The sequence below is a fragment of the Zobellia russellii genome (assembly GCF_044597075.1).
GTDB classification, from domain to species: domain Bacteria; phylum Bacteroidota; class Bacteroidia; order Flavobacteriales; family Flavobacteriaceae; genus Zobellia; species Zobellia russellii.
On the sequence record NZ_CP139000.1, the window covers coordinates 4,119,646 to 4,137,163 of the forward strand.

Here is a 17,518-nt window from a genome sequence, read left to right on the forward strand (position 1 = left end):
TCTAATGTATAGCGGACACTCAAAAGTACATGCCAGATTAGAGAACAAAAATTGAATCATTAGCAGGTTATGTTACTTATTTATACCCATAAGATTACGTCGCGTTTCAGGTACACCATGAAACAGGTCTTTACGCGCATATTGGGTATTGAGGTTTCATTTACCACTAAAGTAGAGGATTTTATAAAACACTCGGGAGCAAAGATTACGTATACCAAGCAGCCTTTGCAGAACGAGTTTTTTGTTAGGAGTAATGACCTTCTTTTTGAGCAAGGTATAAACGATCTTCAGATATCCGTTAGCGATTGGGATGGTGTTCCGTGCTTTTTTAAAGCAGGGGAGCGTAGTAATCTGCCTTTTGATATATTTTCTGCCAGTTTTTATTTGTTGAGTAGGTATGAAGAGTATTTGCCTCATGTAAAGGATATACACGAGAGGTTTCCCGTTAAGGATAGCTTGGCTTATAAACACAAATTTTTAAGGTCTCCCGTAGTTGATATTTGGGCGTACCGATTGCTGGAAGAACTGAAGCTTAAGTTTCCCGATTTAGAATACAAACCTAAGAAGTACCGTTACGTTTCGGCCATAGATGTTACAACGTCACATTGTTTCGCTTATAGGGGTGTGGTGCGGAGTATTGCCGGGTTTTTCTATGATCTAGGTTCTTTAAAATTCAAAAGAGTAGCACAGCGTGTAAGAGTGTGGTTCAATGCCCATGAGGATCCCTATGATAATTTTTCATTCTTGGTAGGCCTTCATAAAAAATATGGGGTAAAGGATATATTCTTTTTTCAGTTTGCAGATTATTCTACTTTTGATAAAAACGTTTCCCCGGATAATAATAAATTTCGATTTCTTATAAAATCCATCGCAGATTATAGTAAGGTAGCTCTGGCCGCGTCTTACAGCTCGTTTAATGAGATAGACCTTTTAAAAAAGGAAAAGAAAAAATTAACGGGTGTTATCAACAAGCCTATAAATGCTTCGCGTTTGCGGTACAATAGGGTAGACCTTCCTCATACCTATAGAAATTTGGTGGAAGCAGAGTTCGTAGATGATTACACCATGGGCTACACACATGAAATTGGTTTTCGTGCCAGTACGTGTACCCCTTTTTACTTTTATGATATTAACCTAGAGGTGCAACAGCCTATTAGAATTCATTCGTTCGCCTTTCATGATTATGCCTTTTCTAATTATACAAGTGATGACGGTATTCTGAATCAAGTACGTATAATTTGTGATGAGGTAAGGGCCGTTAACGGAGAGTTTGTCTCGGTTTTTTCCAATGAACTTTTAGGTGGTGAAGAAAAAATGGATTGGAAGAAATTTTACGAAACCGTATTACAACAGTGCCATGTTTAAGGATATAATTACAGATGTTTTTTTTGATTTAGACCACACCCTCTGGGATTTTGAAAAAAACTCCGCTCTTACCTTTGGTAAAATTTTTAAGGAAAACCATATAGAAGTTGCTCTGCCCGATTTTTTAGAAGTATACATTCCGGCTAATTTTGCTTTTTGGAAACTGTATAGGGAAGGGAGAATAACTAAGGAAGCGCTAAGGTATCAACGTTTAAAATCGGTTTTTGATGATTTAAAGTATGGGGTTTCGGATGAAACCATCAATAGATTATCGGAAGAGTATATTGTCCATTTATCATCCTTTAATCACTTGTTTCCCAATACCATTTCCATTCTGGATTATTTAAAACCCAAATATAAACTTCATATCATCACCAATGGGTTTCAGGAAGTTCAAGGAAGAAAACTAAGAAACTCTAACATTCATGCATATTTTGACCAGATTATTGATTCTGAAATGGCAGGTGTTAAGAAACCGGACCCTATTATTTTTAATCTGGCTTTGGAAAGGGCAAAAACAAGGCCCGAGACTTCCTTAATGATCGGAGATAATCTAGAAGCAGATATTTTGGGAGCGCAGGATGCAGGCTACCATGCCCTGCACTTTAATGCACATCAAGAACCAAAACACGATTTTTGTGAAATCATTGAGGATTTACACGAAATAAAAATCTATTTATAGAGTTATATAGGTAACGCCATAATTGCGCCAACTAAGGCCTGTATTAGGTATTACCATGATAAAATTACTTAAATCCATTTTACTTTGTACGGTTTGTTCCCTCACACTGTTTTCGTGTATAGAGGAGCAAGATTTTAACCAGTATGATGAGGTAGGGGTTACACCTACCTTGGAGGCGAGCATTCTTTATGTAGAAGCCCCTGAAGATTTGGTTAATGCAGCAAGTGGAGGGAATGTTTTTTCTCGGAATTTTAATTTTGATGCCTTTAGCTCGGACGTTTTTTCAAAACGGGTACTGGATGGAACCATAACCTATATTGTTGAAAATACGACGAGTAAGGAGCTAGAGGTTACTATAGAATTGCTTGATGCGGATGAGAACGTTCTTGATACTGAAATAATTCCTGTAGACCCAGCGCCATCTTCTTTGCAGCGCGATGTGGCTTACGGAACCGCAGGACGTAGTATAGATATTATCAAAAATACATCAAGCATTCGCGTAACGGCCAATAATTTGGGCGATACTACTAGTACTTCAAGTGAACCCGATCCCAAGGTTATTCTTAAATCTAGCGGAAAATTCAGAGTAGAAATAGAATGAGAGCCCCTAAACTACTTTTTATAGTCCTTTTTTGGACATGCTTTACTATGTTCGGGCAGAACAAACAGCTGTTGTACGATTTTGTTGAGATTCCGCAATCTGCTATGGTTAACCCAGGTGTAGACACGGATTTTCAGTGGTATGCAGGGGTGCCGTTATTGTCAGGGTTATCACTTCAGGCGGGTTCTAGCGGTCTTTCAGTAAATGATATTTTTGCGGATGACGGTCTTGATATCAATGATAAAATAAGAGAGCGTGCCATTTATGGTATGAACGCTCGTGACGAATTGAGCGGAACATTTCAGATTGAACTTTTAAACTTTGGTTTTAGAGGCAAAAATCCTGATAATTTCTACACTTCAGGAATGTATATTGAAGGTGATGCCATTGGGTATTGGTTTCAAGATTATGCCATACTGGCTTTTGAAGGAAATGCGGACAGACTCAATCAACCTTTTGATCTTGGGCACCTGAAGACAAGAGGAGAGCTAATGAATGTGTTTCATATTGGCTTGAACAAAAAAATAGATAATGAACTTACCATTGGGGTCAGGGGTAAACTTTACTCAAGTATTTTCGATTTCAATTCTACTAAAAACAAAGGTACTTTTATAACTAAAGAGGGCGTAAACAATATCTACAGCAGTACTGTAGAGGCGGATATGCAATTACGTACTTCAGGACTTAACGGGTTAAAAGATGCTGTAGATGATGGAACTATTGGAAGTACCATTACAAAACGGGCATTCTTGGGAGGTAATCTTGGGGTTGGTGTAGATTTGGGCTTCACTTACCAACTTAATGACCAAACCGTCCTTACGGGAAGTCTCTTGGATCTAGGTTTTATATATCATTCCAAAGATATCCGAAGTTATACGTTAAACGGAAGAGCAACTATAGAGGGCATTGAGATAATTTTGCCGGAAGCAGCGGCAGACCCCAATGCCGATTTTTGGCAAAACCTTGTTGATGATGTAGAGGATTTTGTCCCTTTTGAAGACAATACAGACAGTTACATAGCTTTTAGGCCAACAAAGCTATACGGTTCTTTGCGCTATAACTTTGGAGAGCATGTAGACAACCGGGCAAATTGTGCCTGTGGTGTAAATGCCTCTAGTAACCGTGCACGGGCCAAATATGTTAATAGTGTTGGTGGGCAATTGTATGTTATAAGTAGGCCGAGGGGCCCGCAGATGGCGCTAACCGGATTTTACCAAAGAAGGTTTGGTAACTTTATGAGTGTAAAGACCACTTATACCGTAGATAAATTTTCATATTCCAACATAGGTCTAGGCCTTTCCATACAAGCGGGGCCTGTAAATATTTATGCCATTGCAGATAATTTGTTATCGTATCGCAATTTGGCAGATAGTAATTATGCTTCTTTTCAGTTAGGATTAAATATCATATCTTGGGGCAAGAAATGATATTGTAGTGCCAATAATGATCAACTTCAAGGTTTGGCACGCTTTTTTCATCTTCCTATTTACAAATATTAAATATAAAGATTGTGAAGCATATATTCCTGACCTGTTTTTTCATGGTAAGTCTCATTGGTATGGCCCAAGAACAACTTAATGACTACAAGTACATAATTGTTCCAAAGAAGTTTGATGGTTTTAAAAAAGTAAATCAGTATCAAACCAGTACTTTGGTGAAATTTTTATTTACCGAAGAAGGGTTCCAAACTGTCTATGAAGACGAGCTGCCCAATGAACTGAACAACAATAGGTGTCTGGGGCTAACCGCAAACCTTATTGATGATTCATCTATGTTTACAACCAAGGCCGGTGTGGTCTTGGAAAATTGCAACGGACAAGAAGTTTTTGCAACACCTGTAGGTAAAAGTAAGGAGAAGGACTATAAATTGGCTTATGGGGAGGCCTTAAGGAATGCTTTTAAGGCGTTCAACACTATTAGCTACAAGTATAACGGTAAAGCGGATAAGACCGAACCTGTAACCGTGAGCATGAAAAATGATGTAAAGCAAATAGAGGAAAAAACGAGCTATGAGCCAAAAAATAAGCAACCAATGGTTCAGCAGGTGGCAACTCGTGAAAACCAAAGTTATAAAGATAATAGGCCGCAGCCATCCCATGTAAAAAAATCGGTTCAAGCGCCTAGTGTTGCTATAAAGGCTGAAGTGTCCGCAATGGGTACGTTATATGCCCAAGAAATTGCTAACGGATTTCAGTTGGTAGACAGTACTCCTAAAATTCAGTTAAAAATCTTTAAAAGTTCATTGCCCGATTATTTCTTAGCTGAAGGCGAAGGAAAAAATGGAGTTGTTTTTCAACAAAACGGAAAATGGTATTTTGAGCAATATGTAGATGGAGCGCTTAAAACGGAAGAATTGACCATTAAATTTTAATGGTCATACTTACCCTTCCACCTGTTTTTTAAAAAATCTTTAATTGCGTTTTCTCGGGAATTGTTTCCTGGCTGATAGAAAGAGGTACCGGATAACTCCTCGGGAAGGAACTCTACATTTACAAAGTTATTTTCATAATCATGCGCGTATTGGTATTCGGCACCATATCCTAAATCTTTCATTAACTTGGTAGGAGCGTTGCGTAAGGGTAGGGGAACGGACAGATTTCCGGTTTCCCTGACTTTTTGCTGAGCTTTTTTAATCGCTATGTAGCTAGCATTGCTTTTTGGGGAAGTAGCCAAGTATACTGCGCATTGGCTAAGGATAATACTAGCTTCCGGATATCCTATTGTATTAACGGCCTGAAAAGCATTGTTTGCTATGACCAATGCGGTAGGATTGGCAAGACCAATATCTTCTGAAGCGGAAATAAGAAGTCTCCTGGCAATGAATTTTATATCTTCACCACCCTCGATCATTCTTGCGAGCCAATAGACCGCACCGTTGGGATCGCTTCCGCGGATGGATTTTATAAATGCCGAAACAATATCATAGTGTTGCTCCCCAGTTTTGTCATATAATACCGTATTTTTTTGAACTTTGCTCATAACGAGCGTATCCGTAACTTCTATAGTATCCCCAGGCTCGGAGTTTACAACTAGTTCAAAAATATTCAGTAATTTTCTTCCGTCACCACCGGACAATCGCATGAGGGCTTCGGTCTCCTTTAAATTTATTTTTTTTGACTTCAGGTATTTGTCCTCTTTAATGGCTCTTTTAAGAAGGTTGTTTAGGTCTTCTTTTCCAAAAGCATTCAATATATAAACCTGACAACGAGATAGTAATGCGGGAATTACTTCAAAACTAGGGTTTTCCGTAGTGGCGCCAATTAGGGTGACCCAACCTTTTTCAACCGCTGCCAAGAGCGAATCTTGTTGCGATTTACTGAAACGATGAATCTCGTCTATAAATAAAATAGGATTTTTTGCAGTGAACAGCCCTCCACTTTTTTTTGCCTTTTCTATGACCTCGCGTATATCCTTAACCCCACTGTTAATGGCACTAAGGACGTAGAAAGGACGCTCGCTTTCCGTTGCTATGATATTGGCCAGGGTTGTTTTTCCTGTACCGGGAGGTCCCCACAGGATAAGGGAAGGTATAATGCCTCTCTTGATTTGGTTGGTTAGAGAGCCTTCTTTCCCTACCAAATGGTTCTGGCTAATATAATCTTCTAAGCTTTTGGGGCGAATGCGTTCCGCTAAAGGTTCGTTCATAATACAAAAGTATAATAAAGATGTTAGAAGATGGTTTCTATAAAAAGGCAAACGAACTTTTTTAAGCACAGAAAGACTGTCATTCGTAAATGACGATTTAGCAGTCTGTAAGCAGTTGGCTAACTTATTGCTAAATTTATACTATATGTCCGATAACACTTATTTTAAATTCACTAACAGTGTAATAATTGCCCCATTATTGGCGGTGATTTCTATTTGGACGGTGTTTTGGGTGGAATTACGCTTTAAAATCAACCTAAATGATTATGGTATATACCCGCAACGAGTTTCGGGCTTAAAAGGCATCTTATTTAGCCCTTTTATTCATGGTTCGTTGGAGCACCTTTATAATAATACTTTTCCCTTAGTGGTCTTAAGCGCTTCACTATTTTATTTTTATAGACGTATCGCATTACGGGTACTGTTTATCGGAATCTTAATTTCCGGATTATTTACGTGGGGGATAGGGAGACCGTCATATCATATTGGGGCCAGTGGTGTTATATATCTTTTGGCAAGTTTTATTTTTTTTAAAGGGATATTTACCAAACATTATCGTCTAGTTGCCTTATCCCTAATTGTGGTTTTTATATACGGGAGTATGCTTTGGTATATTTTTCCTGTGGAAGACAGAATATCTTGGGAAGGACATTTGGGGGGATTTCTTGGGGGATTACTGCTGGCATTTGTACTAAAGACAGAAACACCACCTATAAAAAAATATGCTTGGGAAGAGGATGATTATGATGAAGAAGCCGATGCATTTTTACGTCAATTTGATGAAAACGGTAATTTTATAGAGAGTCCACCTGAAGAAATCAAACCAGAAGAAACAGTACAAATTACCTATCACTATAAAGAAAACAAAGAAACCGACTCTTTGGAATAAATCTGTAAAAATTGAACCTAGGTCTTACTTAGCTCCTATGATTTGGAGGAAGTTCTTTGTCTAACCGTTTCGTATAAAAATACGGCACAAGCAACGGATACATTTAGGGACTCAATTTCTCCTAACAAAGGTAGTTTGGCCAAATGATTAGCAGCTTTTAAAGTGGACGGTGAAATACCCCTGTCTTCAGACCCCATAATTATAGCCGAGGGTCCGGTAAAGTTAATATCGTAAATGGAGGTATCTGTTTTTTCGGTAGCACCTACCACACTAATGCCACTTGCCTGAAGGTAATAAACGGCATCCTTAATATGGTCTACTTTAGCTATTGGTACGTTAAAAGCGGCACCGGCAGAAGTCTTTATCGTATCTGCAGTTACAGGAGCGGCTCCTTTTTTCTGAATAATGATGCCATCTACACCGGTACATTCCGCAGTTCTGATTATTGCTCCAAAATTACGTACATCAGAAAGTTGGTCAAGTAGCAGAAATAACGGGGCTTTTTTATCCGCAATGACAGACTCAACAAGTTCCTCTAGCTCGTAGAAGGTAATTGGGGAGATATTGGCGACAACACCTTGGTGGTTGTTTTGTGTTAACCGGTTGAGCTTTTCAATAGGTACATAAGAAGTGTTGATGCCATTTTTTCGAATTAAACCCTCCAATTCACGGGACAGATCACCTTTGAGACCTTTTTGTACAAATACCTTGTCTATAGGTTCGTTAGCATTTATAGCTTCAATGACTGCGCGTATACCGTAAATTTGAGTTGTTTTATCCATGGGTGCAAATATAGGGTGTTAGAATACCAAATTATTAGATTCTGTTGTAAGAATAGTTAGTTAGGTTGAAAAAATAACATTCGTGATAGTCTTATTCCCAGATTGAGGTCGTGACCCATAAAACAGCATCATCAAAGTATGGGGAATATTGACAAAGTTCGTTATGTGTTAGTCCGTTTGCTACCACAAATTCAATTTCGCTTCCCACTTCAACTGACTGTTCTACCCATGTCTGGGTTTGGGATAAAGGAAAGAGTTCATCATCTTCACCATGAATTACATATAAAGGCGAGTCAATTTTTCGGGCTTCACCATTTGTATTGGTTGTATTGTAGGAGCTAGCTAGTGGTATGCCTGCGCTAAACACTTCTGGTTGGGTTTCTGCAAAGAACCAGCTTCCTATGCCTCCGTTACTGTAGCCTGTTACAACGACTTTGTTTGAATCAATATTCCAATATTTTAATGCAAGGGTTACTATGCCCATAACTTGTGATTGATTAATAGGTTCAAACCACTGATATGTGCCGCCATTTGGACTGACAACAAAAGCATTGATTGATGATGTTGCACTTTCTAAATAACAGGAAGTGTTTTTGTGAGCATCAGGGCTGCCACCTGCGGCACCATGAAGGTTGATGAAAAGAGGTTTCTTTTCTTCGGAAGGCTTAGGAGCCGTTACTCGAAAATTCCAAAAAAGCCCATTTGGGACTTCTAATCTGAAGTCATTATTGCCTTCTTTGATTTGTAACTCGGAAAAGCTCTTATCAACGTTTTCGAAAGTGATTTCTTTAGGTTGAGGGGTGTCATCACTCGAATCTGAGCTACAAGACAAGAAAAGACCTGAGGCTAGTGTAATGATTAGAAGTTTGAATATCTTTGATAATTTCATAAGTTTTTTTAACGTTTAAGTGTAAAATGTCCTCTAATAACGCGGCCATTTGAAAGGGTTAAACTGAACCAATAATCAGAAGATTCTAAGGTGCGTCCGTTATAGCTGCCATCCCAACCCCGTGAGGTTGGCTCAATTTGAGCAAGGAGGCTTCCGTACCTATCAAAAATGGAGATGAGATCTTTTGGTAGTTGGGAGGAATCGAAACCTTGTATTTGCCAATAATCATTGTTTGAGTCGCCGTTTGGGGTGAAAAATTTTGGATAAGCCAAAACGGAAACTTTTTGCGAGCTAAGTCCGCATCCATTTATATTTCTCACGTATATTGTATGGGTTCCTGTCGGGACATTTTTGAAAATATTGCTGACTTGATAGTTGTTTTCATCGTCTAGACTGTATTCAAACGGCCTGTTTCCATTAATTATAATTTCGACAGTATCATTTGATACATTAACATTTTGTATGTTGGGTAGTTCTGTTTTTGTGACGGTAATAGAACTAGTTGCAGAACACCCCGTGTCATTGGTTACTCTTACTGAATAGATGCCATCTTCGGTAACCTTAATGGTTTCTGTAGTCTCGCCTGTAGACCATTCGAACGTGTAGTTGGCGTTTGGGTTATTTGTAATACCGGAAGATAGAATTGTTTCTTTACCATCTGTGCCACAGAGTAGTATGTCTTGGGTAGGTGCTATGTCGAATTCTTCAATTCGGATATTAAATTTTCCAGACCCATAACAAATATTTTCGTTTTCTACTCGAACATAAATAGTGTTATTCCTTGAAACAAAGTTATCGGGTAGATAGTCGTTAGAACCAAGGAGGGCTTTGTTTTCGGTAAGGTAAAACTGAATGTTACTATCTTTCGAAAGGTTTAATTGTGTCCGTATGGATTCCCTTTTTAAATCAAGATGAAACTCAGCAGTCGCATCTCCTAAGGCACATCCACTAAGGTCCATAATGTCTAAAGTTAGGGCTTGTTTCACCTTTAATTTGACCTTGGCATAACTGTAGCATAAGCTGATTGGGTTTATTACCTTGGCTATCAATACCTCGTCAGGAACCGTATTTCTATATTCAAAAGGAAGTGCGTTGAGATTACTTGTGTCCATTTCTGCACTTTGTAAATCCTTGTAATAAAACACGTTTATAATTTGATTGGTATCTAGACTTACGGAAGAATTAATATTAGCAAGATTAAACTTCTCAATGCCGTTATTGTTTGGTGTATTGGTACATTGGTAATATTCAATTGTATTTGATGGCGTTTTTGGAGCGTCATAGATAGTGACGGTTTTTGTAATTGGATCGGATAAGGTGCCACCTATTGTTTTGGTTAGCGTAACTGTATATTCCCCGGGTTGGGTGTAAACATGTTTTGGAGATTCTACGTTTGATGTATGACCGTCACCAAAATCCCATGATACTGAATCGAATGGGGCATCACCTTGAATGGTAAATTGGGTTTCGTCGCGAAGGCAAACATTTTGAAATTCAAACTTCAGAAGAAACAAAGATTGAACATAGGGAGGGAGGCCTAACGCGGAAAATCTGCCGCCAAGAGAAATAGTGTTTGCTATATAATTGCAAGCAGTTCCTAGGGCTTCGGGGTTATTGATAACTGATAGGCTAGTGCCAGATGCACCTATCGCATATCCTGCACGATATATTTTTTCGTCAATAGCCAGTTGAAGGGCTCCAGCTACATTAGAAGAAGTGTTTACGTCTATGATAGATTGCCTGATGTTACTTGAAGATAGGTCAAATTGGTACAAAGAACTTCCTAAGGGACTGCCATCATCCTTGTAGTTGTTAACTGTGGTATATAACTTGGATGATTTTGGAGAAAACTCAATTCCGTAGGGTATCTTGTTGCTTAATAAAACTTGCTCATTGCTTACCTTTCCAGTATTGGTGTCAAAATCGTATAAGAGGATTTTTCCTGTTTGTTTCTGTCTGTCAGGTGTTTTTGGCCCCGTTATGGTGCTGAAATTGGTCTGGCTATGGGCGATGCCAACTTTTTTCCCGTCTGGGGATATTTTTAGGTAACCAATTCCATTTTGTTTGTATCCACTAGGGAAGGCCTCTACTTCGGTCATACTCTTAACCGGGCTTTCATGAACACCGTCTTTATCGATTTTAAATGAATAAAAATAGCTGCCGAAGTGGGTTAAAACCCACGTGGATGTACCGTTTTCGTGCTGGACTGCGGTCAGTTTTTCCGAACATTTAAGATGTGATTCTGTTGGGTCGTTTGGATTGTAAGTGATAAGATGTATGTTTTTTTTAGATATTACAACGTCACCATATCCGTTGTTGAGGCTTAAATCCACAAGGGTGTAATTTAATCCGTAATTGATATCATCTTTTGGTTCAGGTTCGTTTACCGTGAATACATAATATTCCGTATGAGATCCGGTTTTTGGGACAATCAAAGCCGATTGTGTGCTCGATTCATGACCTAAGAGGCCTTGCCCATTTGGCATAATCTGATGAGTTTTGTCCCAAACTGTTATACCATCGGTGTAAAATAGGAGATTGCCGTTTCTGTCCGAAATGGTGGCACACCCTTCATGTGTCATTAGTTTGCCGTCCAATAAAGGGGAGGGGTTACCTTCATTAAAATTTAAGCCGGCATTCTCCCCAAAATACCACCTGCTGGCTTCTCTTTGTGCAAAGACGCTATGAGAGCTGTATAGTGAAAGAAAGAATACCAATAATCTTAAATACCACATTAGTACAATGTTGATTAATAAAAATAGTAAAAATTAATGAGCTAAAATATAATTAAGCAAAGGAAAATCATGGGGAAAAGTTGGTCTTAATAGGTGTGCATTGGTAAAAAAAAACCTGCTTATATATAAGCAGGTTTCTTTAATAAATTTTAGAATATGATTATTCTACATCCCAAAAAATTCGGGAAGCTTTAGTATCTCCACCCATTGCTTCTGAAGCAGCAGCATAACTTCCGCCATTTACAGAAGGCTCATCAATTGGATAGGTATATCTTCTAGGAACGTCTTCTCCAGAAATTTCTGGAACGTTCATGGTAGGATAACCGTATAATCTGTAAGTAGTCCATGCTTCAAATCCTCTATTGAATAAATGAATCCATTTTTGCACGGCAATTTTTTCTTGCCAAGACGTGGCTGCGGTAGCGTAAGCTACTTCTGGCTTACTCAAATAAGCAGTTGCAACGGCAGTAGGGGACAACTCTTGAACTTCGTCACCGGCGTTCCAGAAAACAAATGAACCTATGATGGCATTATTGTAGTGCACTTCAGCATCTGCAGGAGTTCCAACTAACCTAAGTTCTGCTGCTTCTGCTAATAAAAACTCAACTTCGGGATAATCCAATAGGATGCCTGGAGTTTCAGGTTGGTGAAATATAGACCCTAAATGGGTGTAATTTCTATACGGGGAATTTGATCCGTAAATACCTCCAATATAATCTCCATCCAAGTTGTCATCATAATATATCTTTCTTCTAGGATCTTCTAGGGAATTCATTATGTCAACATTTGTGTTTGCAGGTATAAAATCCTGGCGTCCACTTTGAACCAAATCAACCCAAACAGGATTCGTATTGGGGTCTGCGGACAAGTACTGGAAACTTGCGTTATCTGAGTTTGATTCAAAAACTCCTCCAGCAACGGCTTCTGTTGCCATAGTTGCAGCCTTACTTGGATTTACTTTTGCAATTCTGAGAGCTAACCTTAACTTTAAAGAATTTGCAAATTTTACCCAGGCAGAAACATCACCTCCATAAATTAAATCAGAATGAGCCAAAAGATTCTTCACCTACAGTTAACATGGTCAAGGCAACGTCTAAGTCTTCAATGATGGCGTTATAAATTTCTTCATCATCATCATATGTAGGAAGAACATTGTCAATATTAATAGCATCAGTAAATGGAACATTTCCAAAGGTGTCTACTAAAACATGATATGTAAAAACTTCTAGTATTGAAATTATAGCTAGTTGATTATCAACGACTGCAGGCGGTGTTAGTCCGGTGTCGTCTAAGTTAATCAGACGGCGAGATTCGTCAAAATCTCTCAATACATCCCTATACAGTTCATTCCAATGCGTCCCTGGTTGATCTCGAGTAATTAAATTGTAATTGGTTTCATCTGTATATGTGGTCTCCGTCCAATGTTGGGCAAAAAGCCGGAATATATTTCGGTTAACACTTGTGCTTGTCATTTGGTCGCTAAGTTGCTTGGTTGCTACAGCAAACAAAGTCTCAGGTGGAGCTTCGCCGATTTTAGCTTCTTTGGGATCTTGGTTTAAATCTCCAAAATCAGAACAAGAAGTCAGAAGTCCAACCGCTGTGATTAAAAACAAATATTTTTTCATAGTTTATTTTTTAAAATTGAAATTTCAAGTTAAATCCGTATTCCTTTTGAGCTGGATGAGCACCAGATTGATAACCTTGAATGTTACCGCTACTTAAACCAGCTTCTGGATCGGAATAAGGCATGTTCTTGTCAATAATCCAAAGATTTCTTCCAACAACAGACATTGAAATACCATTAAATGGTAATTTGTCTATAAGCTTTTTAGGAAGATTATATGATAAGGTAACCTCTCTAAGCTTAACATAACTGGCATCGTATACATGCAATGCATTTGGCGCACGAACATATCCAAGAGCATTAGCATACGTGTCCATACTAGTTCTAGTTGTATTTGTATTTCCATCGGGATTCACACCTTCAAGTATAATACCGCCACCATCAGCAACCGGATCGCGTTTTGGGTTGCCCAATTCGTTTGTTCCGGCAGTTATATCATATATCCCTGTAGCATAACCGTACCAAGTATCTAAGGAGAATACATCTCCGCCTTTTTGAATGTCTATTAAAAAGCTAAAAGAAAAATCTTTGTATGTCAATCTATTTGTGATACCACCTTTCCAATCAGGGTTGATGTCACCTATCGGTTGCGGTGCGCTATCCACAACATAACGTCCATTATCCGGATCGATAACTTTTTCGCCATTAAGATAGGTAAAGTTAGACCCCCATATACTTCCATAAGGTTGTCCTACTGTTGCGTTAATGGAAACACCACCTTGTAAAGAAGCCATTTGAAGATTGGTCACTTCTTCACCCGTGGCTGGATTTTCGAAGAGAGATACTACTTCACTTTCATTTTTTGCCCAAGTACCGGAAATGGCCCACTCAAAATCCTCTGTTCTTACAGGAGAAACGAAAGCAGATAACTCAATACCGCTATTGTCTATTTGACCTGAGTTGACAACTACGGATTGATATCCTGTTGCCCTACTGACAGCTACTGGATATATCTGGTTTGTGGATTGAGTATTATAATAAGCTACGTCAAATCCTAACCGTTTATTGAAAAAACTTGTTTCCAATCCTACTTCGTAACTCTTCGTAAGCTCATTAACAAAATCTGGATTGGATTTTTGGTTACTAACAGAAAAGAAAGGAACTGTAAAGTTTGTTGGATTTGCGTAACTATCGTATACCCTATAAGGATTTGTGCTGTTACCCACTTCAGCATAGTTAGCTCTTAATTTGGCAAAAGTCAACCAATCTGCATCTATTAGTTGTGAAAATACAAAGGAGGTTGAAACTGCTGGATAGAAGAAACCATTATTTTCTTCAGGTAGAGTAGACGATATGTCATAACGACCCGAAATATCTAGATAAAGCAGATTGTTGTAACCGAAAGAAGCATTTGCATAGAAACCATAATCTTTTAATTTACCTAGGTATTCCGTAGGTGGATTTAAGAGATTGACTGAGTTTCCTAAAGCATATAATCTAGGAACAGCCAGACCACCGCTGGTCTTAGCCCTTATGGATTCTATTCTTTGCTGCCTTGCTGTGGCACCTACAACTCCATCCAAACTCAGCTTCTCACTTAAATCAAAGTTGTAGTTGAATAAAAGGTCGTAATTTATTTCAGTAAAAGTTCTGTTGAATCTGCTGTATTCGGAGACATCTACACTTCCAACTGCAATACGTTCTTCCTGTAATTCTGAGTAGGTGTCAAGTGAAGTTCTTCCTGTAATACTTAACCAATCCTTAGCTTTGTATGTTAGGTTAACGTTTCCAAATAATCTATTTCTAGTATCGGTTTCGTAGCTTTCATATAGAACGAAGTAGGGATTGTTGAAGAAAATAGGTTTTCTGCCACCCTCGGTTAAGGGGTCTCCACCATAGTTCCAGCTTACATTTCTACCTGTCGTTAGATATGCTTGCTCTTGTGCGGCGATATCAACGTTGGTTTGGTACCATTGCCTGTAGCTTTGTGCTATGTTTTTTCCGTCATAGCCGGTACCGCTACGTCCTTTACCATCAGTTTTTGTAAATGTAGCTTTAACGCCAACAGTAAATTTATCTGATAAATCTTGCGAACCGTTAAAATCAATCGAATTTCGCTGCAATTGACTATTTGGGTAGATACCTGTCTGATCTAAATTCGTATATCCCAATCTAAAAGACCCCGTGTCACTGCCAGCAGAAACAGAAATGCTATTATTTAGTGTAACACCTGTATTGAAGATTTGGGAAAAGTCATTCTTCCCGGCTACATAAGGAGTTGCTTGAAGATAATTAGGTGATTCAGGGTAAAAAGCGTCCCATTGATATACTAACAGACTTGGGTCAAAGGCAGCACCAAATGAAGCGTCTTCGGTAAAAACAGTAGTTAGGTCATCCAATCCATCTCCATCTATATCTTGTTCAAAGAAATATCCCCCAGGACCATCGTAATAAGGACCGTAACCTGCACCATATTCGGTCTGGTATTTAGGAAAAGTATCTTTGTCATAATTGCTAAAAGTTATTCCGGAATTTACCGTAAAGCCTAGACCTTTCTTCCTTTTCCCCGTTTTAGTGGTAATAATGATAACTCCATTGGCTGCTCGGTAACCGTAAAGGTTGGATGCTGCGGCCCCTTTCAGAACGTTGATTGTTTCAATATCTTCAGGATTGATGTCCATTGCGGCATTACCGAAATCATAACCGCCCCTTCCAGAGGTTTGGTCATTAGTTGCAGTGTCGAAACTAGACGAACTAGAATTGCTCAAATTGCTCACAGGGGTTCCGTCAATTACAAACAACGGTTGGTTGTTTCCGGTAATAGATGTGTAGCCTCTAAGGACAATATTGGATGACCCCCCTAAAGTGTTACTTTTCTTAATATCCAGACCTGCAACCTTACCCGAAAGCGAGTTTACGAAGTTCGTTTCTTTTGCGGTGTTAACCTCATCGCCCCCAACGTTGGTTGTCGCGTAACCAAGAGCTTTTTTCTCCCTTTTGATACCCAAAGCGGTTACCACAACCTCGTCAAGTGCCTGGGCATCCTCGGACATTTGAAGGTTGATAGTGTTTGAGGTTCCAACAGCACGGGTTTCATTTTTGTATCCTATATACGAGAATACTAATGACTGACCTTCACTAGCCGAAATAGCATAGTTACCGTCAAAATCTGTTTGGGTACCATTTGTTGTACCTTGAACAACAATGTTAACTCCCGGCAGTGGTAGACCGTCTTGGTCGGATACCGTACCGGTAATCGATTTGTTTTGTGCAAATGAAATCTGCACAATTAACGCCAAAAACAGCGTTAACAATCCTTTTTGTTTTGCTCTCATTTTATAATTATTTGAATTAGCTAGCGCCAAAAATCATAAATTCACGTTAATAATCCAATTTTTTTTAACTCTAAATTATGCATGCATAGGTTTTTAGGTGTGATATTATGAGGTTTTAGTCTATATATTTAGTAAAATGACACAGTTTGTTAAGTTAAAGTTATAGAAAAAACGATTTTTAAGTTCCTTTGATGAAAAGGGTTGTTGGTTTGTGTTAAAAAAATTAGAATTATTCAATTATGTCGATATTTAGCTATTTTTGGCAAAATACGATTGATTTAAGATTAATTTAACAGGAATAATCCTAACAAATATGAATTTCATAGGTTTATCTGTCATTTCTAACTTGTTTTAAATCCATGGGAACATTTTCTTATTGGTGTGGCTGTCTTTGATATTGATGGATGGTTATCTTGTTTTTCTATGATGATGATTATAGTTGAATTGTCAAAATTTGGTAATTGTTTATTATTTATTTTATGGTGCTTTTTGTGGGATGAATATGGTTTCGGTTACTGTCTTAAAACTTTATGAAAAATTGGAGGAAATAAAAATCTTGAAAATTAATCCCAAACTATTTGAATTTCTGCGAAATAGTCTTACATTTGCCGACCCTTAAACAAGGGGTTATTTATACATATATAATTAGTATGCCAACAATTTCACAATTAGTACGAAAAGGAAGGTCCACGATTACTAAGAAGAGTAAATCGGCGGCTTTGGATTCGTGTCCTCAAAGAAGAGGTGTTTGTACTCGTGTTTATACGACTACACCTAAGAAGCCAAACTCAGCTATGAGAAAAGTAGCAAGGGTTAGGTTGACCAATGGTAAGGAAGTAAACGCTTACATACCTGGAGAAGGACATAACCTCCAAGAGCACTCGATAGTATTAGTAAGGGGCGGAAGGGTAAAGGATTTGCCAGGTGTTAGATATCACATCGTTAGAGGTGCTTTGGATACTGCAGGTGTTGCAGGAAGAACTCAACGTAGATCTAAGTATGGTGCAAAACGCCCTAAGAAGTAAATGAAC

At 38.5% G+C, this 17,518-nt stretch carries 14 protein-coding genes; 7 read left to right on the forward strand and 7 right to left on the reverse strand.

What is annotated here, in order from left to right; genetic code table 11:
* Nucleotides 1–117 precede the first annotated feature (117 nt).
* The 5 genes from SJY45_RS16800 to SJY45_RS16820 all read left to right on the forward strand — a co-directional run bounded on the left by SJY45_RS16800 (nt 118) and on the right by SJY45_RS16820 (nt 5,019).
* Complete coding sequence (locus tag SJY45_RS16800) at nt 118–1,365, forward strand: polysaccharide deacetylase family protein (RefSeq protein ID WP_400072218.1); 1,248 nt, start codon at nt 118–120, stop codon at nt 1,363–1,365.
* On the forward strand, nt 1,358–2,047 hold the full coding sequence (locus SJY45_RS16805; protein ID WP_400072219.1) for a YjjG family noncanonical pyrimidine nucleotidase: 690 nt from the start codon (nt 1,358–1,360) through the stop codon (nt 2,045–2,047). Before SJY45_RS16800 ends, SJY45_RS16805 begins: the two co-directional genes overlap by 8 nt.
* A 55-nt stretch (nt 2,048–2,102) precedes the next feature.
* Nucleotides 2,103–2,648 carry a hypothetical protein gene (locus SJY45_RS16810; RefSeq protein ID WP_400072221.1) on the forward strand — a complete coding sequence of 182 codons (546 nt, stop codon included), beginning with the start codon at nt 2,103–2,105 and terminating at the stop codon, nt 2,646–2,648.
* Nucleotides 2,645–4,075, forward strand: a complete 1,431-nt coding sequence (locus SJY45_RS16815) for a DUF5723 family protein (protein WP_400072223.1) — start codon at nt 2,645–2,647, stop codon at nt 4,073–4,075. Before SJY45_RS16810 ends, SJY45_RS16815 begins: the two co-directional genes overlap by 4 nt.
* Before the next feature lie 83 nt (nt 4,076–4,158).
* Entirely contained in the window at nt 4,159–5,019 is an 861-nt protein-coding gene (locus tag SJY45_RS16820; protein WP_400072225.1) for a hypothetical protein, read from the forward strand.
* Here the strand turns inward: SJY45_RS16820 and SJY45_RS16825 are convergent.
* Nucleotides 5,016–6,293 (reverse strand): replication-associated recombination protein A, encoded by a 1,278-nt coding sequence (locus tag SJY45_RS16825; protein WP_400072227.1) that lies wholly within the window; start codon nt 6,291–6,293, stop codon nt 5,016–5,018. The two genes, SJY45_RS16820 and SJY45_RS16825, sit on opposite strands and share 4 nt — an antisense overlap.
* Before the next feature lie 145 nt (nt 6,294–6,438).
* Between SJY45_RS16825 and SJY45_RS16830 the strand changes: the two genes are divergently transcribed.
* Nucleotides 6,439–7,182, forward strand: coding sequence for a rhomboid family intramembrane serine protease (locus SJY45_RS16830; RefSeq protein WP_400072229.1), 744 nt, complete (start codon nt 6,439–6,441; stop codon nt 7,180–7,182).
* Nucleotides 7,183–7,217: 35 nt separating this feature from the next.
* Here the strand turns inward: SJY45_RS16830 and rlmB are convergent, their stop codons facing one another.
* From rlmB to SJY45_RS16860, 6 genes are all read right to left on the reverse strand, one after another.
* Nucleotides 7,218–7,964, reverse strand: coding sequence for a 23S rRNA (guanosine(2251)-2'-O)-methyltransferase RlmB (gene rlmB / locus SJY45_RS16835; RefSeq protein ID WP_215912896.1), 747 nt, complete (start codon nt 7,962–7,964; stop codon nt 7,218–7,220).
* Nucleotides 7,965–8,055: 91 nt separating this feature from the next.
* Nucleotides 8,056–8,853 (reverse strand): prolyl oligopeptidase family serine peptidase, encoded by a 798-nt coding sequence (locus SJY45_RS16840; protein WP_400072231.1) that lies wholly within the window; start codon nt 8,851–8,853, stop codon nt 8,056–8,058.
* 8 nt (nt 8,854–8,861) lie between these two features.
* On the reverse strand, nt 8,862–11,588 hold the full coding sequence (locus SJY45_RS16845) for a T9SS type B sorting domain-containing protein (protein ID WP_400072233.1): 2,727 nt from the start codon (nt 11,586–11,588) through the stop codon (nt 8,862–8,864).
* Between the two features lie 160 nt (nt 11,589–11,748).
* Nucleotides 11,749–12,654 carry a SusD/RagB family nutrient-binding outer membrane lipoprotein gene (locus tag SJY45_RS16850; RefSeq protein WP_400072235.1) on the reverse strand — a complete coding sequence of 302 codons (906 nt, stop codon included), beginning with the start codon at nt 12,652–12,654 and terminating at the stop codon, nt 11,749–11,751.
* Nucleotides 12,629–13,213 (reverse strand): SusD/RagB family nutrient-binding outer membrane lipoprotein, encoded by a 585-nt coding sequence (locus tag SJY45_RS16855; RefSeq protein WP_400072237.1) that lies wholly within the window; start codon nt 13,211–13,213, stop codon nt 12,629–12,631. Before SJY45_RS16855 ends, SJY45_RS16850 begins: the two co-directional genes overlap by 26 nt.
* Before the next feature lie 10 nt (nt 13,214–13,223).
* The gene (locus SJY45_RS16860; RefSeq protein ID WP_400072239.1) at nt 13,224–16,487 is read right to left on the reverse strand and encodes a SusC/RagA family TonB-linked outer membrane protein; all 3,264 of its coding nucleotides are present in this window, start codon (nt 16,485–16,487) and stop codon (nt 13,224–13,226) included.
* 650 nt (nt 16,488–17,137) lie between these two features.
* Here SJY45_RS16860 and rpsL point away from each other — a divergent pair.
* Complete coding sequence (rpsL, locus tag SJY45_RS16865; protein WP_010519393.1) at nt 17,138–17,512, forward strand: 30S ribosomal protein S12; 375 nt, start codon at nt 17,138–17,140, stop codon at nt 17,510–17,512.
* Nucleotides 17,513–17,518: the final 6 nt, after the last annotated feature.